The organism is Qipengyuania nanhaisediminis, assembly GCF_900115585.1.
GTDB lineage: Bacteria > Pseudomonadota > Alphaproteobacteria > Sphingomonadales > Sphingomonadaceae > Qipengyuania > Qipengyuania nanhaisediminis.
Genome location: NZ_FOWZ01000004.1, coordinates 341,735 through 362,638, shown reverse-complemented (window position 1 = coordinate 362,638; position 20,904 = coordinate 341,735). Strand labels below are relative to the sequence as shown.

Genomic DNA, 20,904 nt, shown 5'->3' with positions numbered 1-20,904 from the left:
ACGCGACCCTTGCGGAGGGGGCTGCAATTCTCAAGCGGTTGCTTGCAGATGTCTCACGATGGCATCGCCAATCTCCTGCGTGCTCGCGCTACCGCCGAGGTCTGCACCGCGAACTTCGCTGGACAGGCTCGCCGCGACTGCCCGCTCGATCCGGTTCGCATCCGCATCGCGGCCCAGCGAATGGCGCAGTAGCATGGCGAGGCTCAGGATCGCGGCGACGGGATTGGCCTTGCCCTGCCCTGCGATATCCGGAGCACTGCCATGGATCGGCTCGTAGAGGCCGAACGTGCCGAATTCGGTCGTGCGTTCGCCCAGGCTGGCGCTGGCGAGCAATCCGATCGACCCGACGCAGGCGCTGGCCTGGTCTGACAGGATATCGCCGAAAAGGTTACCGGTAACGATCACGTCGAACTGGCCCGGGCTGCGCACCAGCTGCATCGCGGCATTGTCGACATACATATGGTCGAGCTCGACATCCGGATACTCGCCAGCCAGTTCGATGACCGTTTCACGCCAGATGCGGCTGGTTTCGAGCACGTTGGCCTTGTCGACGCTGGTCAGTTTCTTGCGGCGTTTCTGGGCGGCGCGAAATGCGCTGTGGGCGATGCGGCGGACTTCGGCCTCGTTATAGGACATGTCGTCCCAGCCTTCCCTGCCCCCTGCGCTGTCACGCTCCCCCTTGTCGCCGAAGTAGACGTCGCCATTGAGCTCGCGCACGACGAGCAGATCGATGCCGCGCGCCAGTTCGGGCTTGAGCGGGGAAAGGTCCTCGAGACCCGGAAATCCGGCAGCAGGGCGCAAATTGGCAAACAGCCCAAGTTCGCTCCGCAAGCCAAGGATCGCCTGTTCGGGACGATGTTCACGCGGGAGAGTGTCGCATTCCGGATCGCCAACGGCACCGAACAGGACAGCGTCCGCTGCGCGCGCCATTTCCAGCGTTTCGGCGGGAAGCGGATGACCATGCCGCTTGTAGGCAATGCCGCCCACGTCTCCTTCGAACAGGGTGAGCTGCGGCAGCGCAAGCGCATCGAGCACCTTGAGCGCTTCGCGCGTGACTTCGGGCCCGATGCCGTCACCCGGCAATACCGCAATCTTCATGTCTCGATCCGTCCCAGACGCTGCCTCAGTACAGTCCTAGCGGCTAGAACGTCGGCGCGTGTGTCGGCAAGGAGATAGCGCGCTATGAGGCCCTCCGAACGGTCGAGAATTTCCAAGGCCTCGCCAAGCCCCGCTATCTCGGGCCGCTGGCCGCCGTAGCCCAGCTCCCGCAGGAGGAGCACTTCGTAGCTCGCGAGTGCCGGCGCCCAGCCACGGGCGGACGGCGCACTGCAGATCGCGTCAAGCAGGGCGACGAGCGCGTTGTAGAGGCTCGGATAAGCATTGCGTTCCGGCAGAGCCGAAGCCGTCAGGGCGCAAGTCCAGGCAATGGCCGATGCCGGAAGCGGCTCGGTAAGCCAGGGCCCGCGGCTTTGCGACAGCTCCAGCCGGGCGAACGGCAACTGGCTATCGGACTTCGCGCGAATTTCCGCTTCGACGAGATTTCCCGGAATGACCACGGGGCGCAGCTGACGCCCCCTGCCACCTGCGACATAGGCTGCCACCACGCCGCTTTCTTCGGTCAGCAGACGAGCGATCACCGCTGTCTCGCCGTGCGGACGGGCGGCAATTACTATCGCTGGCGCGGAAAGGTGCATCCTGTCCCCCTACCCCAAGGCAGGGGCAAGCGTCACTTGTGCTTGGCTTCGAGCGCGGCGATGCGCTCTGCCAGCTTGTCGCATTCTTCGCGGGCACGGGCGGCCATCGCCTTGACCGTGTCGAACTCTTCACGCGTCACGAAATCCATTCCGCCGAATGCTTCCTTGGCGCGTTCACGGGCGCTTTCGCGAGCTTCGCGGGTCATGCCCGCAAGCGTGCCTGCCGCCGAATTGGCGAGTTTGACGAAGTCGGCGATCATGGGGTTCTGGCTCTGCATGGCAGTTATCTAGGCGCGAAAGGCCCGCGCTTCAATTGCCGATGCGCACACGCTCCGAACCGCCCGAAACCGTGCCGCCATCAGCGTCGGGATTGAGCTGGAGGAACTGCCAGTTGAGAACGGTCGCGAACAGCACCCATGCGAGATAGGGCAGCAGCAGGATCGCCGCCAGCTGCCGGACCATCCAGAACAGGGCGATTACTACCAGCAGCGTGATATCGATCGCGATCAATACCGCGAGGGCAAAGGTGAGCTCCTTCATATCGAAGAACACCGGCGTCCAAGCCAGGTTGAGCAGGAAATGCACGACGAACGCCGTCAACGCGATACCGCGTCCGCGCGCGCCCCAGGCAGCGCAGACGAGCGCGACCGCAAGGCCGATCATTACGTAAAGGATGGTCCAGACGATGCCGAAGGTTGCCGGAGGCGGATAAATGCCGGGCTTTTCGAGCGCCTGGAACCAGTAGCTGTCGGGCCCGCCAAGCTGGCCGGACAGGAAACCGAGCAATACGCAAAGGGGCACCGTGAACAGCGCCCAGCGAATGAAACTTGCGCGCAATTGTCCGCGCGAAGCCAATACGTTCATCGAAAACCCCCACAGGCGATTCGTTTGTTTACCTTGTGACCACCACGGCACCTGCTGGCAACACGGGGCGATGAACCATGCCGGATCGGGACGGTTCGAGCGGATCGAGACGGATACTTAGCTGTCCGCGCCCTCGCCGGCACCGGGTGGCGGCGGCGGAACCACCGGGTTCCTCAGATGGGGGTAGTTGGTGAGAAAGCGCTCACTGCTTTCGGGTGAACCGACCACCAAAATGGGCGCTTCGCCACATGACGCGCGTAGATTCTGTTCGGCTTGGGGCGAGATATAGGCAGAGGGAGGGCCGCCCCAACTCATCGCTTCGCCGAGCCGCGCTCTTGTCTGCCCCCCGACGCGATCGACGAGGATGTAATACCCTTCGCTATCGCGATCGAGGCCGATCTCGGCGTGGAAGAAGGCCAGCTTGTCGGCCTCCCCCTCACCTTCGGTTGCCCAGAAACAGCCGTCGCGCAATTCCACCCTGCCAGCCAGCAGCGCTTCGTTTTGCGCGCCCGTACGCGCCGAGGATGCCGGCCATACGCGGATGCCCTCGCTTGCCGCTTCGGACACCTCAGGCAGGTTCATTGCAGGGACAAACGACCAGGAGATATGGGTGGGAACATCCCAGCCGTTTTGCGTGGTCCACGACCGGAACTCGCTTTCGGTCATGCCGACATCGAGATGCGTGACGGCCCCGCCAGGCCCTTTTCCCTCGAACCCAGCGCCAAGGAGCAGGTTTTCGGCTTCGAGCCGTTCGAACCACGTTTGCCCGACAGCCTTCGCGCTTGGCGGTATCGGCCCAGTCGCGTCGCGGCGGACATAGCCCTCGCCTTCAATACGCGCTTGCTTGGTCAGGGATGCATAATCGGGCGCCGGAGCCTCCACCTGCGTCGCGTAGTCGCGATCGGCGGTTGCGGTGGAGCTGTCATCCTGCGCAGGTGCGCAGGCGCCCAAGATTACAGCAAGGGGGAGCAGATATCGCATCACGCAATCCTGCTCGGGCTTGGCTGACACCCGGCTGAACGCGGGATCATCGCATCAGGACAAGCTCTTCCGCCATCGTCGGATGGATTGCCGTCGTCGCGTCGAAATCCGCCTTCGTCAGACCAGCCTTCACTGCGATCGCTGCCGCCTGCATCATTTCCGGCGCCTCGGGTGCGATCATGTGAATGCCGACGATCTTCCCGCTGTCGCCATCGCAGATCATCTTCATGAGGCTGCGCTCGTTGCGACCGGCGAGTACGTTCTTCATCGGGCGGAAATCGGAGAGGTAGACCTTGACCGAGCCCAGCTGGTTCTTCGCCTCGCCCTCGGTCATGCCGACTGCCGCAATCGGCGGATGGCTGAAGACGGCGCTGGGGATGCAGCTATGGTCGACCGCAACGGGATCTCCGCCGCCGAAGACGGTATCGGCAAATGCCTGGCCTTCGCGAATGGCGACCGGCGTCAACTGTACGCGATCGGTAACGTCGCCCACGGCATAGATGTGATCGACATTGGTCTTGCTGAACCGGTCGACCTTGATCTCGCCGCCGTCCCCAAGCTCAACGCCTGCCGCGTCGAGGCCGAGACCTTCGGTATTCGGAAGCCGGCCGACCGCGAACATGACGAGGTCCGCGTGCTCTTCCTCGCAGTCGGAAAGTTTGACGAAATAGCCGCCGTCTTCGCACGGCTTGATGTATTCGAAGGTCGTGTTGAAGCGGAAGCTGATCCCCTTCATCGTCGAAATCTGGAGCAGGCGGTCGCGTACGGCTTCGTCATAGCTGCGCAACAGCCTGTCGCCGCGATTGACGATGTCGACCTTGCTGCCGAATTCGTTGAAGATACCGGCGAATTCATTGGCGATGTAACCGCCGCCAGCGATGATCACCTTCTTCGGCAATTCGTCGAGATGGAACGCCTCGTTCGAACTGATCGCATGCTCGGCACCCTGGCATTCGGGCATGCGCGGACGCGCGCCGGTTGCGATCAGGATGTACCTGGCAGTTACCTTCTTGCCGCTTGCGAGGGTAACCTCGTGCGGACCGGTAATTTCCGCTCGTTCGTGGAAGATCGTGACATCGTGGTTTTCGAGCGTTTCGGTATAGGCGCCCTCCAGCCGGTCGACGTCGGCCAGCACATTGTCGCGCAGGGTCTTCCAGTCGAACTTCTTGCCTTCGATCTCCCAGCCGAACTTCTGGCAGTCCTCGAGGTCTTCGGCAAAATGCGCGCCGTAGACGAGCATCTTCTTCGGGACGCAGCCGCGAATGACGCAGGTTCCGCCCACACGGTGTTCCTCGGCGATCGCGACCTTGGCGCCATGTGCCGCCGAAACGCGGCTGGCACGCACCCCGCCGGAGCCCGCGCCGATGGTGAAGAGGTCGTAATCGTATTCGGTATCGGCCATCCGGCGCTCCTGTCAGCTTTGCGCGTGTCTCTCGCCAACAGTGAGCGCGATGGCAAGTTCCGAGTTAACTTACGCCGCGAGACCGGTTGCGGTTACGGTTGCGATTGCGATTTCCGCCGGGGCGGCCACCACGCGGCTTGCCTCCGCCTGGCGCTCCATCGCGCTTGGGTGCGCCGGCCCGGTTGGGATGCTTGTTCTTGGGCTTCGGCTTCTTGGCAGCGGCATTGCCGGTCGGACGAACCTTGGGCTTTGCCATGCGCTGCCCGGGGGCCGCGCGCTTGGTCGGTCCGACGCCTTCGACGACAGCGCGGAAGTTGTCGGGCAGCGGCAGCCGCTCGAACTCGGCGTCGGTCTTCTTGCGAATGTCCTTGAGGTAATCGCGTTCGTCCTCGGCGCAGAAAGCGATCGCTACGCCGTCGCGGCCTGCACGCGCGGTACGGCCGATGCGGTGGACGTACTGCTCCGGCACGTTTGGCAGCTCGTAGTTGATCACATGGCTTACGCCCGGAATGTCGATCCCGCGTGCAGCGACGTCGGTCGCGATGAGGATCGGCGTCTTGGCGCGCTTGAATTCATCGAGCGCGCGTTCGCGCTGCGGCTGGCTCTTGTTGCCGTGGATGGCGTTTGCGGGAATGCCTGCCTGGCCAAGCTTCTTCACGATACGGTCGCAGCCATGCTTGGTGCGGGCGAAGATCAGCACGCGTTCGAACTTGCCGGGCACCTTGTGGCGTTCCGACAGGACCATCTCCAGCAGCGTCTGCTTTTCGTCCTGCTGCACCATGAAGAGATACTGGTCGATGCGCTCTGCCGTCGTGCTTTCGGGCGTTACGCTGACCTTGACTGGGTTGCGGCAGTACTTGCCGACCAGTTCCTGGATCTGCTTGGGCATGGTGGCGCTGAAGAACAGGGTCTGGCGATTTTCCGGCACCAACTGGCTGATCCGACGAAGCGCATGGATGAAGCCGAGGTCCAGCATCTGGTCCGCTTCGTCGAGGACGAGGATTTCCACGCCATCGAGCTTGAATGCCTTCTGGTCGATCAGGTCGAGCAGGCGGCCCGGAGTCGCCACGAGGATATCGGTGCCGCGGTGCAGCTTGTTGCGGTCCTTGTTGACCGAGGTGCCGCCGACGATGGAGTGGACCTTGAGGCCCGCGAGCGCACCATAATCCTTGGCACTGTCGGCAATCTGGCCAGCCAGTTCGCGCGTCGGTGCAAGCACCAGCATGCGGCAGGATTTGAACGGCGTCTGCTTGTCGGCTTCGCGCAGGCGATCGATGCTGGGAAGCATGAAAGCCGCGGTCTTGCCGGTGCCCGTCTGGGCGATGCCCATCAGGTCGCGGCCTTCGAGGACGGGCGGTATGGCCTGTGCCTGGATCGGCGTCGGTTCGGAATAGCCTTTGAGGTCCAGCGCCTGGAGAACGGGCTGCGACAGGCCGAGATCGGTGAATTTTGTCATGAATACTCGCATTATATGCGGCGCGCAGACGGATTCGTCGCGCGGCGCGGGTGTCAAACGACCCGCGTGAAAAGGGAAGTCATTGGAATAAGACCGAGGCGCGGCCGGGGCGATGAATGTCTCTCAAATCGCCGCTTCACGCTGGCTAGCGCGCTTCGATGGGCCTCATGTGGATGCTGCGCCGCACAAAGTCAATGAACCTCGGCTTATACCGTGCTGACGGTGTAGGCGAGGAAACCGACGTAAGCTGCCAGCAAGATCCCCCCTTCACGCCTGCCAAGCCGACCGCCCGTCCATGAAAAGACGATCGCTGCGATGGCTGCCAGCAGCAGGATGTAGAGATCGCTCGTCAGGATGCTGTTCGGGATCGGGCCCGGCGCCACCAGCCCCGTCACTCCGCCGATGAAGAAGATGTTGTAGATGTTCGAGCCAAGCACATTGCCGAGCGCAATGTCGCTTTCCTTGCGCAAGGCAGCGATGATTGTGGTGGCAAGTTCCGGCGCGGATGTTCCGGCAGCTACCACAGTCAGTCCAATGACCGTATCGGAAACCCCCAGCGCGCTTGCGATTTCGATCGCTCCATCGACAAGGACAGTGCCGCCGGCGACAATCAGTACGATCCCGACGAGGAAGAAGGCGACCGATTTTACCAGCCCCTTGCGGTCGGGCCGTGGGTGATCGTGTAGCCCGGGATCGGCGTGTTCCGCGGCTGCGGTCCTCTGGCTTGCCGCCTGTAGCTGGTGTCCTGTCCGCTCTTGGTGATAGGCGAATGCGATATAGGCGGTGAGTGCCAGCAGCATTCCTGTGCCTGCAACCCGGTCCAGTCCGATGGAGTTGCCTGCGAGCAATAGCACGACAACGCCGGCCAGACCGACCATACCGTCGCGCCACAGCACGCTGCCGCGCACGGCGATCGGCGAAATGAGCGCCGCCGCTCCAAGAATGAGCAGTGTGTTGGCGAGGTTGGACCCGACGATATTGCCGAGCGCGATACCGGGCGATCCGGCAAGCGCTGCCTGGACGCTTGCCGCGAGTTCCGGCGTGGATGTTCCCAGCCCGACGATCACAAGGCCGACCAGCATGGGCGACAGGCCCACCTCTTCCGCCAGGCGCGACGCACCGCGGACGAGCAGTTCGCCTCCGCCCACCAACAGGACGAAACCAAGCAGCAGAAGCAGGATGGAGGTGGTCACTCGGCGAGGCCCGCGGCTTCCAGCAGCGCTTCGGTGCTGGCGTCGAACTCTTCGCCGCCTTGCTCGATCGCCTTGGCCATTTGCTTGCCGAGTTCGACGCCGAACTGGTCGAAGGGATTGATGCCCATAAGGACGGCGCTGGCGAAGGTGCGATGTTCGTGAAATGCAATCAGGGCGCCCAAGGTGGCGGCATCCAGATCGTCGCACAGGATCGTCGCGCTCGGCCGGTCGCCGGGATAATTGCGCGCCGGATCTTCGCCCTTCTTGCCTGCCATCAGGGCGGCCCCTTGCGCAAAGCAGTTCAACAGCAGGATACGGTGGTGCGCCGGATCTAGATCGTCGCCGGGCGCCGCGCTGGCGATGAAATCCACCGGTATGAGGTGCGTGCCCTGGTGCAGCAATTGGAAGACCGCGTGCTGCGCGTCGGTGCCCACCCCGCCCCATGTGATCGGCGCGGTCGGGCCATCAACGGGCTGCATGTCTGCGGTAACGCGCTTGCCGTTGCTCTCCATTTCCAGTTGCTGGAGATAGTCGGGAAACAGGCCAAGCCGCTCGTCATAGGCGAAGACCGCCCGCGTCTGGCATCCGCGAACGCGCGTGTAATAGAGATCCGCGAAAGCAGCCCGCAGCACGAGGTTTTCGCGCCCGTCCGTATCGCGGAAATGCGCATCGACTGCCGCTGCGCCTGCCAGCATCTCGCGAAAATCGTCCATGCCCACCGCCAGCGCGATGGGGAAACCGATCGACGACCAGATCGAATAGCGCCCGCCAACGCTCTCCTGGAACGGCAGGATGCGCGTCTCGTCGACGCCCCATTCCACGGCACCTTCGGGGTTCGCTGTTAGCGCAATCACCCTGCCCGACGGATCGGATACGCCATTGTCCGACAGCCATTTCAGCGCACTTTGCGCATTGGTCATCGTCTCGATCGTGGTGAAGGTCTTGCTGGCGACAGCGATCAGCGTCTTGGCGGGATCGCATTTAGCGAAAGCCGCTTCCAGCGCGACGCCGTCGATGTTCGAGACGACGTGCACATCGCACAGCGACAAGTCGCGGCTGAGGGCATCGACGCCCAGCGCCGGGCCAAGGGCACTTCCCCCGATCCCGATATGGATGAGATGGGCGATTTCGCCGAAAGCACCTTGGTGGATCGCTTCGACCAGCATGCCCATCCGGTCGATGAGGGCAGCCGCTTCTTCGACCTTCGCCGGGTCGCCGACACCGCGCAGGGTGGAGTGGTCTGCCGCGCGGCCTTCGGTCGGATTGACCACCTCCCCAGCGAACAGTTTTTCGCGCTGGCCGGTGAAATCCATCGTGTCGGCAAGCGCCTCGAACCGGTCGAGCACGGCCCGGTCGAGATGGGTCTTGGACCAGTCGAACAGGATACCGCCCGGTGCCATCGGGTCTTCCGCCCGATCAGCAGCCAGTTCCAGCCGCCCGGACAGCATGGCGACACGCTCTGCACCGCCCGGTTCGTCTGCCCCCTCGCCCCCGTCGCGCACCGCGCTGAAGAGTTCGAGCAGGGTCGGCTGGGGCAGGTCGCGCAATTCGCCCCACAGGTCGGCGGCAGTCTTTGGCATGGCTTGGCAAAAGTCCTTTCGTGACGGTGTTAGTGCGACTAGGGAATGCCGCGATGATTGAGAACCCCGCAAAGAGCGAAACCGGCGCGGATACGAATGTGACCGACACGAAAAAGGACGAGGAAAGCTGGGGCAGCTTCCTCAAGTTCTGTCTCAAGCTGGTCCTTGCAGTCCTGCTTTTCCGCACCCTGATCGCCAGCTTCTTCACGATTCCGTCCGAAAGCATGCTTCCGGGCCTCAGGATCGGTGATTACCTGGTCGCTGCCAAGTGGCCGTACGGTTATAATGAAAATTCGCTGCCGCTGGGCCTGCCCGGTCCCAAAGACCGTATATTCGGCAGCATGCCCGAGCGGGGCGACGTCGTAATCTTCAAACACCCCGTCGACCGGACCGATTACGTAAAGCGCGCGATAGGACTGCCCGGCGATACGATTGCGGTTCGGGACGGCCAGCTGGTGCTCAACGGACAACCGGTCCAGCGCGAAGAGGCAGGCTATGCCGAGATCCCGATGAGCTCGAACACCGCTTGTCGCGCAGATGGCGGCGTGGTCGTCGACAATCTGTGCCGCTATCGCCAGTTCCGCGAGACGCTGCCCTCGGGCAAGAGCTACCTGACCATCGATTTCGGCAATGTCGGCGCGCGTCCGCTCAGCGATGCCAACGGCCAGTTGATGGTCGATGGCAATGGCCGCCCGGTCATGATCGATCCCGACAACACTGCGCCCTTCGTCGTGCCCGCAGGCAAGATCTTCGTCATGGGCGACAATCGCGACAATTCGCTCGATAGCCGTTATCCTGCCGTTGGTGGCCAGGGTGTCGGCATCATCGATGAGGAACTGCTCGTCGGGCGCGCCGGCATGGTCCTGTGGTCCACCGATGGTAGCGCCGAATGGCTGCTGCCCTGGACATGGTTCACGGCGGCACGCTGGGACCGGATTGGAGAAGGCATTTGAGCGGTCTCGACCCCGATGCACGCGCATGGCTCGAAGCGACCGGCTTTTCGGTCGATGACGAAGCGATGTGGCGTGCCGCGTTGACCCACGGCAGCATGGGCGAAAAGCGGGATTACGAACGCCTCGAATTCCTGGGTGACCGCGTCCTTGGCCTGTCCATCGCGCATTGGCTGTTCGAACAGAGCGAGGCACCCGAGGGCAAGCTCGCCCAACGCCTCAACGCAATCGTCAGCCGCGAAATGTGCGCCACGGTCGCGCGCGGCATCGGCCTGTCGGACCACATTCGCATTTCCAAGCAGGCGCGTGCGGACGGCGGCAGGGATAGCGACAATATCCTCGGCGACGTGATGGAATCGCTGCTTGGCGCGCAGTTCATCGACAACGGGTTCGAAGAGGCGCGCAAGCTCGTCCACCTTCTGTGGCGCCCGGCCCTCGAAAGCGGCGCCGGTGAAAGCAAGCATCCCAAAAGCGCGTTGCAGGAATGGGCCGCAGGGTGTCGCCGCAAGCCGCCGGAATACGAGGTCATCGACAGGTCGGGGCCCGATCACGCTGCCAAGTTCACTGTGCGCGTAAAGGTACACAAGGTCGGCGAAGCGGAAGCTACCGCCGGCAGCAAGGGCGAAGCCGAAAAGGCCGCCGCAAAAGCATTCATGGAGAAATACGCGTGAGCGAGACCAGCCAGACCCGCTGCGGCGTCGTCGCCGTGATCGGCGCCCCCAATGCGGGCAAATCGACCCTCGTTAACCAGCTTGTGGGGCAAAAGGTCGCCATCACCAGCGCCAAGGCTCAGACAACGCGCGCGCGGATGATGGGCATTGCCCTGCATGACGAGACACAGATGATCCTCGTCGATACGCCCGGTATCTTCGCGCCCAAGCGCCGCCTCGACCGCGCGATGGTCAACGCCGCCTGGGAAGGCGCGGAAGCGGCCGATGCGATCCTGCTGCTGGTCGATCCGATCAAGCAGCGCCGCCATGAACTCGACCCTCTGATCGAGCAGATCGCATCGCGGCCCGAGCGCAAGATCCTCGTCCTCAACAAGGTCGACCGCGCGAAGAAGGAGCCGCTGCTGGCATTGGCTCAGGAGCTGAACGAGAAGGTCCAGTTCGAGACGGTCTATTTCGTGTCCGCCCTCACCGGAGACGGCGTGCCCGAAATGAAAGCAGCGCTCGCCGATATGATGCCCGAGGGCCCTTGGCACTATCCCGAGGACCAGGTCAGCGACGCCAGCGAGCGCATGCTCGCCACCGAGATCACGCGCGAGCAGCTGTACCAGCAGCTGCACGAGGAGCTCCCCTACGACAGCGCCGTTCGTCCGGAGAAATACATCCAGCGGCCCGATGGCAGCGTGGAGATCCACCAGCAGATCGTGGTCATGCGCGACAACCAGCGGGCCATCGTTCTCGGCAAGGGAGGCAGCCGCATCAAGGCTATCGGCCAGGCCGCGCGCGAAGAGCTTACCGAATTGCTCGGGCAGAAGGTCCATCTCTTCCTGCACGTAAAGACCGATGAACGCTGGAGCGAGGACAAGGAAATGTTCGAGGAAATGGGCCTCGACTGGACCCGCTAGGACGCTTTCCGGATGAACTGGCTCGACATCCTCCCGCATCTCGGCGCAGCGATCGCCGTCGGGTTGATGATCGGGCTGGAGCGCGGATGGAAACTGCGTGAAGCCCAGGACGGGCACAGGGTTGCCGGTATCCGTACCTTCACCCTGCTTGCGCTCGCCGCAGGGCTTTCGGGAGTTCTGTCTTCCATCGGATATGAAATCGCCGCGGGCATCCTGCTTGCGGGTGCTGCAGCCGTTATTGCCATCGGCTATTCGCGTTCGGTGCTGGACAACGGCAAGCCCGATGCGACCTCTGCAGTTGCAGCCATGGTCACGCTTGGCCTCGGGTTTCTTGCCGGTATCGGCCAAGGCGCACTAGCGGTAGCCGGCGGCGCCCTCGTCACCCTGCTCCTCGCGCTGAGGAACGACGTGCATCGCTGGGTCGGCCTACTCGATGAAGACGATATCAAGGCCTTCGCGCGCTACGCCGTCATCGCCCTTGCGGTGTTCCCGTTCCTGCCGGAAGGCCGCTTCGGTCCCTATGACGCGTGGGAGCCGCGCAATCTGTGGCTGGTGGTCATCATCGTCACGGGCTTTTCCTTTGCCGGTTATGTGGCGAACCGCCTGTTCGGGGCACGGCGCGGCACAATCGCCACCGCAGTGATCGGCGGTCTTTACAGCTCGACCGCAGTCACCCACTCTTTTTCGCAGAAGATCGGCGCAGGCTCTGGTGGCGGGGCCGAAAACGCCGGTATCGCCCTTGCCAGTGCGGTCATGTACCTGCGCGTGATCGTGCTTGTCGGGGTCCTTGCCACAAGCCTGCTTCCGCATTTCGTGATCGTGGTCGCACCTGCCCTGCTGGTCGGCTTTGCCGTGGCTTGGCGTCTTTACCGCAATGCTCCGTCGACGACCGGCCCTGCCCCGCCGGGTAATCCGATCGCATTGCTGCCTGCCCTGACGTTCGTCACCTTCGTTGCCGTTGCCGCCGTTGCAGCGCGATGGGCGCAGGAGGAGTTCGGCGAACAGGGAATAGCGATCTTGCTGCTACTCATGGGCAGCATGGACGTGGACGCGGCAATCGTGACTGCAGGCGGCCTCGAACCCGGGACGATCGCCCCCCAGCTGGCCGCGCTGGCGATTGCCGGGACCATCCTCGCCAACATGTCGGTGAAGCTGGGCGTGACGCTGGTGTACGGCAAGCGCGAAGCCCGCCCTGCAGCATGGGCGCTGGGGGCAAGCATGGTCGCTTTGGCGGCCAGCCTCGTAGTCGGATATATCCGGCTCTAGTCGAGGGCCGTCAGCGCTTCTTCGCGACCTTGATCTTGTTCTTCTTCGCGAAGTCCTTGGTGGATTCCTCGCTGCGTCCCAGAGCCTTTGCGATCTGCTTCAGCCCCTGCCCCTTGGCAGCGAGGGCGCGGAGTTGCCCCGCCTCCTCGCCAGTCCAAGGTTGCTTGTGACGCTCGAAGCGTTCCTTGCCCATCAGTCGGCCTTCTTCTTCGCCGCCGCCTTCTTTTTCGGAGCAGCCTTCTTCTTCGCCGGGGCCTTGCGCTTTTTCTTGGCCGGTCCCTTGGCAGCGCGTGCGTCGATCAGTTCGATGGCTTGCGCTTCGGTTACATCCTCTGGCTTCATGTCCTTGGGGATCGTGGCGTTGGTCGCGCCGTCGGTGACATAGGGCCCATACCGGCCCGGCATGACCTTCATCTCGCCGCCGCTGGTGGGATGTTCGCCCAGCGTCTTGATCGGTTCTGCCTTGCCGCGTCCACCACCCTTGCGGTTGGCGGCCTGGGCGAGGATGTCGACCGCGCGGTTCATGCCGACTTCGAAGACTTCGCGCGTGTTCTGCAGCTTTCCGTACTTGCCGTCATGCCGCAGGTACGGGCCGTAGCGCCCTATCGCAGCCTCGATCTCCTTGCCGGTTTCCGGATGCGCACCGACAATGCGCGGAAGGCTCAGAAGCTTGAGTGCCCATTCGAGATCGAAATCGTCGAGATCCTTGGGGATGCTGGCGCGCTTGGCGTCCTTGCCCTCGCCCAGCTGGACATAGGGGCCGAAGCGGCCGGTCTTGCGCTCTACCGGAAGGCCCGTTTCCGGGTCTTCGCCCATGACGCCATCATTGGCCCCGCCGTCACCCTCGCTGCCCGGCTTGGCAAACTGGCGGGTAAACTTGCACTCGGGATAGTTGGCGCAGGCAACGAATGCACCGAAGCGTCCGCCGCGCAGTGCCAGGCGACCGCCTTCGCGGCCTTCCGTCTCGCACAGCGGGCAATGCCGCGGGTCCTTGCCATCGGCGCGCTCGGGGAAAAGATAATCGGACAGGAAATCGTCGAGCACCTCGGTCACTTCCGAAGGCTTCTTCTCCATGATCTCTTCGGTCTTGGGTTTGAAGTCCTTCCAGAACTCGGCCAGCAAGGCCTTCCATTCCTCTTCACCAGCGGAAACTTCGTCGAGCTCGTCTTCCATGCCGGCGGTGAATTCGAAGGCCACGTAGCGCTCGAAAAATCGTTCGAGAAATGCTGTCAGGAGACGGCCCGATTCCTCTGCAAAGAAACGGTTTTTCTCCATCCGGACATAGTTGCGATCACGCAGCGTCTGGATCGTGCTGGCATAGGTCGACGGGCGGCCGATGCCGAGCTCTTCCAGCTTCTTGACCAGGCTCGCTTCCGAATAGCGCGGCGGCGGCTGGGTGAAGTGCTGGTTCGCTTCGACTGCCTTCTTCGCAGGGGCATCGCCCTTGCTCATGTTCGGCAGCAGGCCGTCCTCGTCATCGTCCCCGCTATCGTCGCGCCCTTCCTGGTAAACGGCGAAGAAGCCCGGGAACTTCACGACCTGCCCGGTCGCGCGCAATTCGTGCTGGCCGGTCCCGTCGCGCAGCGTCACCGTCGTGCGTTCGAGCTGGGCGGCGGCCATCTGGCTGGCCATCGCGCGCTTGAAGATCAGGTCGTAGAGCTTGCCCTCGTCCCCGGAACCTGCCCGGTCTCGCTTGAAGTCGGTCGGGCGGATAGCCTCGTGGGCTTCCTGCGCATTCTTAGCTTTGCTCGAATAGAACCGCGGCTTGTCGGGGATGTAATAGGCATCGTAGCGATCGGCGATGGCCTTGCGGCAGGCGTCGATCGCGCTGCCGTCCATCTGCACGCCGTCGGTACGCATGTAGGTGATCGCACCCGCCTCGTAGAGAGACTGGGCAAGCCGCATGGTGTGGCTGGCCGAAAAGCCCAGCTTGCGCGCAGCTTCCTGTTGCAGGGTCGAGGTGGTAAAAGGCGGGGCCGGATTGCGCTTGAGCGGCTTGGTTTCGATGTCTTCGATCGTGAAGCGCGCATCCTGGACCGCCTTTTGCGCGGCCTTCGCACTGCCTTCATCGCCGAGCGTCAGCTTGTCGAGCTTCTTGCCGTCGAACTTGACCAGGCGCGCGTCGAATTCCGTCCCGTCCTGTTCCAGCTTGGCGATGATCGACCAGTATTCGTCGGCCTTGAAATGCTCGATCTCGATCTCGCGATCGACGATGATGCGCAGCGCGACCGACTGGACGCGGCCGGCGCTCTTCGCGCCGGGCAGGCGGCGCCACAGCACCGGGCTGAGCGTGAAGCCATAAAGATAGTCGAGCGCGCGGCGCGCAAGATATGCGTCGATCAGCGGCTGGTCGAGCTCGCGCGGGGCCTTCATCGCATCGGTGACGGCCTGTTTGGTGATAGCGTTGAAGGTGACGCGGTCGACCTTCTCCGGCAACGCCTTGCGCTTGGCGAGCAATTCGCGGACGTGCCAGCTGATGGCTTCCCCTTCGCGATCGGGGTCGGTCGCGAGGACTAGGCGGTCGGCCTGCTTGGCAGCATCGCTGATTTCCTTGAAGCGCTTCTGCTTGTCGCGATAGAGTTCCCAGTCCATCGCGAAATCCTCGTCCGGGCGCACGCTGCCATCCTTGGGCGGCAGGTCGCGGACATGGCCGTAGGAGGCGAGAACCTTGAAGTCCTTGCCGAGGTATTTCTCGATGGTTTTCGCCTTTGCGGGCGACTCAACAATAACCAGTTGCATGGGGGTAAAAACGGTCCCTTACGTGTGTACGTGTATGTACGCGCGATTTTCAGTTCGGTTCGCGGGTCGTCAAGCGACTAAGTTATTTTTTGGCAAACACGCGCCACGCGAGCTTTGGGATCCATTCCAAAGCCATCCGGATCGACGATTTCCTGATAGGTGCCGGCGTCATGTCGTAGAAGTCGGGCTTGCGGTCAGAGAATATCTCGCTGGCCAGCTCGAGACCTTCCTCGCCGAACAGTCCGGCTGATACGGCCAGTTCCGGACCCAGTTGCGGCCGATGAAAGATGTTGGAGCCACACGCCTCGCAAAAGCCCCGCTCGGCAAATCCCGAGGATTTGAAAACCTTGAGCGTGTCACCGGAAATCTCTGCATCGGGAACCTGAAGCGCCATCCACGGCCCGCTGCACCACTTGCGGCACATCGCACAGTGACAGACGTTAACGCCCTTCTCGTCCCTGGGAAGCGTAACCGTGACCGAACCGCACAGGCATGAGCCGCGCATTGTCATGATGACAGGCTCACCCGCCCGGCAGCATGCCTCTCCAGCCGTCCGGCAATTTCCAGCTCAAGCAACGCCAGCTGCACCGCCGCCGCGCTTGTCCCCGATTGGCGGATGAGTTCGTCGATGGCGACCGGCGCGGTTGTCAGGAGCGAGGCGATATCGGCGGGTTCGGCCCCAGCCATCTCGCCCGGTTCGGAATCGAACGGCGTTACCGGCTCCCGGAAGGTCGAGCGCGGGCTGCCGTCGAAGCCGGTCAGCAATTCCACCACATCCTCGGGCGATTGAACCAGCACTGCGCCTTCGCGGATGAGGTGGTTGCAGCCGTGGCTGCGCGCTTCGAGAGGGGAGCCGGGGATCGCCATGACCTCGCGCCCCGCCTCGCCCGCCAGACGCGCGGTGATGAGGCTGCCGGACTTGACCGCCGCTTCAACCACAAGTGTGCCGCTGGCGAGGCCTGCGATGATGCGGTTGCGGCTGGGAAAGTGGCTCCCGCGCGGTTCGGTGCCGGGGGGCTGTTCGGCGATCAGCAGGCCTTCGCTCGCGATGCGCTCCTGCAAGTCGGTGTGCTGTGGCGGATAGGCGATATCGATCCCGCTGGCGATGACACCGATGGTGCGTGGAAAAGAGCCCTCGTGCGCCGCCCCGTCGATGCCGCGTGCAAGGCCCGACACCACCGTAAAGCCAGCATCTGCCAGCCCCTGCCCGAACTCTCGCGCCAGCTTGACCGCAGCGGCGCTGGCGTTTCGTGCGCCGACCATGGCGACGCAAGGCTTCGCCGCCAGCGACAGGTCGCCGCGATAGGTGATGATCCGCGGCGCTCCGCCGATTTCGGCAAGCAGGGCCGGATAATCCGGCTGGTCGTGGAAGAGATATTTCGCGCCTGCTGCGCGTACGCCCTCCACCTCGCGCTCGATCCGGTCCTGCGGCGCAGCGCGATATTGCCGGCCGCCCTTCTTTCGGAAGTCGGGCAAAGCCTCCAGCGCCGCCGCCGCAGTGCCATAGCGCGCCAGCAGCATGACGTAGCTGACCGGTCCGATGTTGGGCGAACGCAGCAGGCGGATGCGCGCGAAGGCTTCGGGCTGCGACAGCGGCGCAGCCTGCGGACGGACCGCCTCGTTCACTTGGAGGAGCCGACCTTCGGTTCGGTCCCTGCGGCCAGCCGCTTGATGTTTTCACGGTGCAGCCAGATCACCAGTACGGCAATCAGGGTCAGCACCTTGGCGAATGTCGGAATGCCGAGAACGAACGCCATGACGGCAGCGGCCACAACCGCGCTCATCCCCGCCAGCGAGCTGATGCGGGTGATCGCGAGGACGCCGATCCACACAATTGCGTAGGCCACACCGATCGGCCAGGCGAGCGCGAAGCTGACACCGGCATTGGTGGCGACGCCCTTGCCGCCCTTGAAACCCAGCCAGACCGGGAAGGCATGTCCGATGACGGCAAACAGCGCGGCCCAGCCCATGTCCTGCCAGAACCACATTCCCGCCAGCCAGACCGGCACGAAACCTTTCGCGAGGTCGAGCAGCAGCGTGGCGGCGGCCAGCCCCTTGCTGCCGGTGCGCAGCACGTTCGTGGCCCCGATATTCCCGCTGCCCTGCTGGCGGATGTCGCCCTTCCCGGCCAGCTTGGCGAGGATCAGGCCGAAGGGAATCGACCCGAAGCCATATCCCAGCAACGCGGCATAAAGCGCGGTGATGGTCAGTTCGGTCGGCACTGGCGGTCCCCTTCTCTCTTCACGCAAAGGCTTGTCCTGCCCGTGTATTTCCATCTACCGCCCTAAACAAGGCGACAGGCGAAAGGATCATCGGTTTTGGACGCGAAAGCACCCATCCTGCTCTTCGATTCCGGTGTGGGCGGGCTGACCGTCCTCGCCGAATTGCGGGCCGTGCTGCCTGATGCCCCGGTAATCTACGCCGCCGATATCGCAGGGCTCCCCTATGGCGCGAAAAGCGAGGCGGAAGTCGCGGCACGGGTTGCAGGGCTGCTCGGGCGCATGGCCGAACGTTACGAGCCGCGCCTGATCTGCATAGCCTGCAACACTGCCAGCACGATCGCGCTCGGCATGGTCCGCGACGTGCTGGAAACACCGATCGTCGGCACCGTGCCCGCCATCAAGCCCGCTGCCGCCATCACCAAGACCGGCACCATCGGCCTGCTGGGAACCGAAGCCACGGTTCGCCAGCGCTATGTCGACGATCTCGAAAAGGAATTTGCGAGCGGCAAGACGCTGCTGCGTTACGGCGCGAACGACCTGGTCGCGCTGGGAGAAGCGAAACTGCGCGGCGACGAGGTCAGCGTGGACGACGTTACCCGTGCTGCATCCGGTCTCGTACTGCAAGCGGGCGGCGAAAATCTCGACACCGTGGTGCTGGCGTGCACCCACTTCCCCTTGCTCGAGCCGGAACTGCGCGAAGCATTCGGCAAGGATGTCACCTTCGTCCACGGTGCCGCCGGCATTGCGCGGCGCGTCGCCTATCTCGTCGATGGTCAGCAATTCGATGCCTCGGGCGGCGACTTTGCGGTCACCACCGGCGAGATGAACGATTTCGAGCGGCTGGCTCCGGCCTTCGCCAGGCATGGGATTTCGCGGCTGGTGCACTTCTGACCCTTGAGAATCGTTCGCAAAGATCGCGGTGGCGAAACGGCGTTCCTTGCACTATGTGACCCCGCAGAAATTGCCGCTGACGGGCGGCGCTGACGGGCAAACCCGCGTGAACTACGACCAGATCTTCGACGAAGCGATCGACCGCCTCCACACGGAAGGCCGCTATCGCGTGTTCATCGACATCATGCGCAACAAGGGAGCGTTCCCCAATGCGCGATGCTTCCACGGTCACAATGGCCCGAAGCCGATCACCGTCTGGTGTTCGAACGACTATCTCGCCATGGGCCAGCACCCCAAGGTCATCGAAGCGATGGAAAATGCGCTTCACGACGTTGGCGCGGGTTCGGGTGGCACTCGCAATATCGGCGGCAACACGCACCTCCATGTAGAGCTGGAACAGGAACTGGCCGACCTGCACGGCAAGGATGGCGCGCTGCTGTTCACCAGCGGATATGTCTCGAACGATGCGACGCTCTCGACGCTGGCCAAGCTGCTGCCCGGCTGCGTGATTTTCTCCGACGAGTTGAACCATGCCAGCATGATCGCGGGCATCCGCAATTCCGGCTGCGAGAAGCGGGTGTTCCGCCACAACGATCTGGAACATCTCGAAGAACTGCTCTCCGCAGAAGACGAAGCGACACCCAAGCTGATCGCTTTCGAAAGCGTCTATTCCATGGATGGCGATGTCGCGCCGGTCCATGCGATCTGCGACCTGGCTGAAAAGTACAACGCCCTCACCTATGTCGACGAAGTCCACGCGGTAGGCATGTACGGCAAGCGCGGCGGCGGGATCACGGAACGTGACGAAGCTGCCGACCGGATCGACATTATCGAAGGCACGCTGGGCAAGGCATTCGGCGTGATGGGCGGTTATATCGCCGCCGATACCCGCGTGATCGACTGCATCCGTTCCTATGCCCCCGGCTTCATCTTCACCACCTCGCTCAGCCCGGTGCTGGTCGCAGGTGTTCTGGCAGCGGTCCGCCACCTCAAGGGCTCCAGCGAAGAGCGCGATGCCCAGCAGGCAGCTGCCGCCAGCCTCAAGGCGAAGATGCGCGAAGCAGGCCTGCCGGTCATGGACAGCACCACGCATATCGTGCCCCTCATGGTCGGCGATCCTGTACGCGCCAAGAAGATCAGCGACATCCTGCTCGCCGAATACGGCGTCTATGTGCAGCCGATCAATTTCCCGACCGTGCCCCGCGGGACGGAGCGTTTGCGCTTCACACCCGGCCCCACTCACAGCGAAGCGATGATGGACGAACTGGTCGCTGCGCTGGTCGAAATCTGGGACCGCATGGACATGGAACTGCGCAAGGCAGCCTGATCCGTAAGGGATTTTACCGAGCCGCTTCGCTACGCTAATCCCTTCCCGCCTGAAGGGAGAGAAATGTGAGCGGCAATCCGGAACAGACATTCGCCGAGGTCGTCCTCGGTCGGCGCAGCATTCGAGGCTATCTCGACAAGCCCGTGCCGCGCGAGTTGATCGAGGAAGTACTGGCCCTGGCCATGCGCTCTCCATCTTCGATGAATACGCAGCCCTACCATTTCCACGTCATTACCGGTGCGCCGCTCGACGCCATCCGCAAGGGCAATACCGAAAATATCCTCGCAGGCGTGCCCGATAGCCGCGAGTTCCGTCGTGGGGAGCCTTTCGCCGGCGTCCATCGCGAGCGGCAGATCGGCTGCGCCGTCCAGCTGTTCGAAGCCATGGGTATCGAGCGCGACGACAAGGAAAAGCGGCAGGACTGGGTGCTGCGCGGCTTCCGCCAGTTCGATGCGCCGGTCTGCATCATCATTACCTACGACAAGGAATTGTCCGGCAGCGACGACACGCCTTTCGATTGCGGCGCCGTCACCACCGCGCTCGTCAACGCCGCCTGGAGCCGCGGACTTGGCTGCGTGATCAATTCGCAAGGTATCATGCAATCGCCGGTGGTACGTGAGCACGCCAGTATACCCGATGACCAGGTTATCATGAAAGCGGTCGCCATGGGCTGGCCGGACCCCGACTTTCCTGCCAACCCGGTAAAGATAACCCGCCGCGAAGTTAGCGAGGCGGCGAGGTTCGTCGGCTTCGACTGAGGGAAAGA

General features: G+C 63.2%; 21 protein-coding genes. 7 read left to right on the top strand and 14 right to left on the bottom strand.

The features are described from left to right. Positions 1 to 30: 30 nt before the first annotated feature. From leuB to pgi, 9 genes are all read right to left on the bottom strand, one after another. On the bottom strand, positions 31 to 1,098 hold the full coding sequence (leuB, locus tag BM173_RS13180; RefSeq protein ID WP_090482692.1) for a 3-isopropylmalate dehydrogenase: 1,068 nt from the start codon (positions 1,096 to 1,098) through the stop codon (positions 31 to 33). Beyond that, complete coding sequence (gene recO / locus BM173_RS13175) at positions 1,095 to 1,694, bottom strand: DNA repair protein RecO (protein ID WP_090482689.1); 600 nt, start codon at positions 1,692 to 1,694, stop codon at positions 1,095 to 1,097. The genes leuB and recO overlap by 4 nt, the downstream gene beginning before the upstream one ends. A 32-nt stretch (positions 1,695 to 1,726) precedes the next feature. Beyond that, positions 1,727 to 1,972: an accessory factor UbiK family protein gene (locus BM173_RS13170; protein WP_090482686.1), complete on the bottom strand. Its 246-nt coding sequence runs from the start codon at positions 1,970 to 1,972 to the stop codon at positions 1,727 to 1,729. A 31-nt stretch (positions 1,973 to 2,003) separates the two neighbouring features. After that, a complete protein-coding gene (locus BM173_RS13165) occupies positions 2,004 to 2,558 on the bottom strand; it encodes a TspO/MBR family protein (protein ID WP_090482683.1) in 555 nt (184 codons plus the stop codon). A gap of 117 nt (positions 2,559 to 2,675) precedes the next feature. Further along, positions 2,676 to 3,539: a hypothetical protein gene (locus tag BM173_RS13160; protein WP_090482680.1), complete on the bottom strand. Its 864-nt coding sequence runs from the start codon at positions 3,537 to 3,539 to the stop codon at positions 2,676 to 2,678. A 46-nt stretch (positions 3,540 to 3,585) separates the two neighbouring features. Further along, a complete protein-coding gene (gorA, locus tag BM173_RS13155; protein ID WP_090482677.1) occupies positions 3,586 to 4,941 on the bottom strand; it encodes a glutathione-disulfide reductase in 1,356 nt (451 codons plus the stop codon). A gap of 64 nt (positions 4,942 to 5,005) precedes the next feature. After that, positions 5,006 to 6,397 carry a DEAD/DEAH box helicase gene (locus tag BM173_RS13150; RefSeq protein WP_090482674.1) on the bottom strand — a complete coding sequence of 464 codons (1,392 nt, stop codon included), beginning with the start codon at positions 6,395 to 6,397 and terminating at the stop codon, positions 5,006 to 5,008. 206 nt (positions 6,398 to 6,603) lie between these two features. Then, positions 6,604 to 7,590, bottom strand: coding sequence for a calcium/sodium antiporter (locus tag BM173_RS13145; protein WP_090482671.1), 987 nt, complete (start codon positions 7,588 to 7,590; stop codon positions 6,604 to 6,606). After that, positions 7,587 to 9,170 carry a glucose-6-phosphate isomerase gene (gene pgi / locus BM173_RS13140; RefSeq protein WP_177201911.1) on the bottom strand — a complete coding sequence of 528 codons (1,584 nt, stop codon included), beginning with the start codon at positions 9,168 to 9,170 and terminating at the stop codon, positions 7,587 to 7,589. Before pgi ends, BM173_RS13145 begins: the two co-directional genes overlap by 4 nt. Positions 9,171 to 9,223: 53 nt before the next feature. On the opposite strand from pgi, the gene lepB reads away from it, so the two are divergent. From lepB to BM173_RS13120, 4 genes are read left to right on the top strand one after another with little or no spacing between them, the layout of a single operon-like run. Then, positions 9,224 to 10,123, top strand: a complete 900-nt coding sequence (gene lepB, locus BM173_RS13135; protein WP_090482668.1) for a signal peptidase I — start codon at positions 9,224 to 9,226, stop codon at positions 10,121 to 10,123. After that, positions 10,120 to 10,791 (top strand): ribonuclease III, encoded by a 672-nt coding sequence (rnc, locus tag BM173_RS13130; RefSeq protein WP_090482665.1) that lies wholly within the window; start codon positions 10,120 to 10,122, stop codon positions 10,789 to 10,791. The genes lepB and rnc overlap by 4 nt, the downstream gene beginning before the upstream one ends. Then, positions 10,788 to 11,693 carry a GTPase Era gene (era, locus tag BM173_RS13125; RefSeq protein ID WP_090482663.1) on the top strand — a complete coding sequence of 302 codons (906 nt, stop codon included), beginning with the start codon at positions 10,788 to 10,790 and terminating at the stop codon, positions 11,691 to 11,693. The genes rnc and era overlap by 4 nt, the downstream gene beginning before the upstream one ends. 12 nt (positions 11,694 to 11,705) lie before the next feature. After that, positions 11,706 to 12,959: an MgtC/SapB family protein gene (locus BM173_RS13120; RefSeq protein ID WP_090482660.1), complete on the top strand. Its 1,254-nt coding sequence runs from the start codon at positions 11,706 to 11,708 to the stop codon at positions 12,957 to 12,959. Between the two features lie 10 nt (positions 12,960 to 12,969). On the opposite strand, the gene BM173_RS13115 is transcribed toward BM173_RS13120, so the two are convergent. The 5 genes from BM173_RS13115 to plsY all read right to left on the bottom strand — a co-directional run bounded on the left by BM173_RS13115 (position 12,970) and on the right by plsY (position 17,920). Beyond that, a complete protein-coding gene (locus tag BM173_RS13115; protein WP_090482657.1) occupies positions 12,970 to 13,152 on the bottom strand; it encodes a hypothetical protein in 183 nt (60 codons plus the stop codon). Then, entirely contained in the window at positions 13,152 to 15,698 is a 2,547-nt protein-coding gene (gene topA / locus BM173_RS13110) for a type I DNA topoisomerase (protein WP_090482654.1), read from the bottom strand. Before topA ends, BM173_RS13115 begins: the two co-directional genes overlap by 1 nt. A gap of 82 nt (positions 15,699 to 15,780) precedes the next feature. Further along, on the bottom strand, positions 15,781 to 16,209 hold the full coding sequence (locus BM173_RS13105; protein WP_090482650.1) for a GFA family protein: 429 nt from the start codon (positions 16,207 to 16,209) through the stop codon (positions 15,781 to 15,783). After that, complete coding sequence (gene dprA / locus BM173_RS13100) at positions 16,206 to 17,324, bottom strand: DNA-processing protein DprA (RefSeq protein ID WP_090482648.1); 1,119 nt, start codon at positions 17,322 to 17,324, stop codon at positions 16,206 to 16,208. The genes BM173_RS13105 and dprA overlap by 4 nt, the downstream gene beginning before the upstream one ends. Continuing rightward, complete coding sequence (plsY, locus tag BM173_RS13095) at positions 17,321 to 17,920, bottom strand: glycerol-3-phosphate 1-O-acyltransferase PlsY (protein WP_245755892.1); 600 nt, start codon at positions 17,918 to 17,920, stop codon at positions 17,321 to 17,323. Before plsY ends, dprA begins: the two co-directional genes overlap by 4 nt. A gap of 96 nt (positions 17,921 to 18,016) precedes the next feature. Here plsY and murI point away from each other — a divergent pair, with 96 nt between their 5' ends. From murI to BM173_RS13080, 3 genes are all read left to right on the top strand, one after another. Continuing rightward, a complete protein-coding gene (gene murI / locus BM173_RS13090) occupies positions 18,017 to 18,811 on the top strand; it encodes a glutamate racemase (RefSeq protein WP_090482642.1) in 795 nt (264 codons plus the stop codon). Positions 18,812 to 18,917: 106 nt separating this feature from the next. After that, positions 18,918 to 20,138, top strand: coding sequence for a 5-aminolevulinate synthase (gene hemA / locus BM173_RS13085; protein WP_090482639.1), 1,221 nt, complete (start codon positions 18,918 to 18,920; stop codon positions 20,136 to 20,138). Between the two features lie 65 nt (positions 20,139 to 20,203). Next, a complete protein-coding gene (locus tag BM173_RS13080; RefSeq protein WP_090482636.1) occupies positions 20,204 to 20,896 on the top strand; it encodes a nitroreductase in 693 nt (230 codons plus the stop codon). Positions 20,897 to 20,904: the final 8 nt, after the last annotated feature.

Excerpts from the sequence above, each read along its gene's own strand:
- leuB (WP_090482692.1), bottom strand. The coding sequence starts at position 1,098 with ATGAAGATTGCGGTATTGCCGGGTGACGGCATCGGGCCCGAAGTCACG.
- recO (WP_090482689.1), bottom strand. The coding sequence starts at position 1,694 with ATGCACCTTTCCGCGCCAGCGATAGTAATTGCCGCCCGTCCGCACGGC.
- BM173_RS13170 (WP_090482686.1), bottom strand. The coding sequence starts at position 1,972 with ATGCAGAGCCAGAACCCCATGATCGCCGACTTCGTCAAACTCGCCAAT.
- BM173_RS13165 (WP_090482683.1), bottom strand. The coding sequence starts at position 2,558 with ATGAACGTATTGGCTTCGCGCGGACAATTGCGCGCAAGTTTCATTCGC.
- BM173_RS13160 (WP_090482680.1), bottom strand. The coding sequence starts at position 3,539 with ATGCGATATCTGCTCCCCCTTGCTGTAATCTTGGGCGCCTGCGCACCT.
- gorA (WP_090482677.1), bottom strand. The coding sequence starts at position 4,941 with ATGGCCGATACCGAATACGATTACGACCTCTTCACCATCGGCGCGGGC.
- BM173_RS13150 (WP_090482674.1), bottom strand. The coding sequence starts at position 6,397 with ATGACAAAATTCACCGATCTCGGCCTGTCGCAGCCCGTTCTCCAGGCG.
- pgi (WP_177201911.1), bottom strand. The coding sequence starts at position 9,170 with ATGCCAAAGACTGCCGCCGACCTGTGGGGCGAATTGCGCGACCTGCCC.
- lepB (WP_090482668.1), top strand. The coding sequence starts at position 9,224 with ATGATTGAGAACCCCGCAAAGAGCGAAACCGGCGCGGATACGAATGTG.
- BM173_RS13120 (WP_090482660.1), top strand. The coding sequence starts at position 11,706 with ATGAACTGGCTCGACATCCTCCCGCATCTCGGCGCAGCGATCGCCGTC.
- BM173_RS13115 (WP_090482657.1), bottom strand. The coding sequence starts at position 13,152 with ATGGGCAAGGAACGCTTCGAGCGTCACAAGCAACCTTGGACTGGCGAG.
- topA (WP_090482654.1), bottom strand. The coding sequence starts at position 15,698 with ATGCAACTGGTTATTGTTGAGTCGCCCGCAAAGGCGAAAACCATCGAG.
- BM173_RS13105 (WP_090482650.1), bottom strand. The coding sequence starts at position 16,209 with ATGACAATGCGCGGCTCATGCCTGTGCGGTTCGGTCACGGTTACGCTT.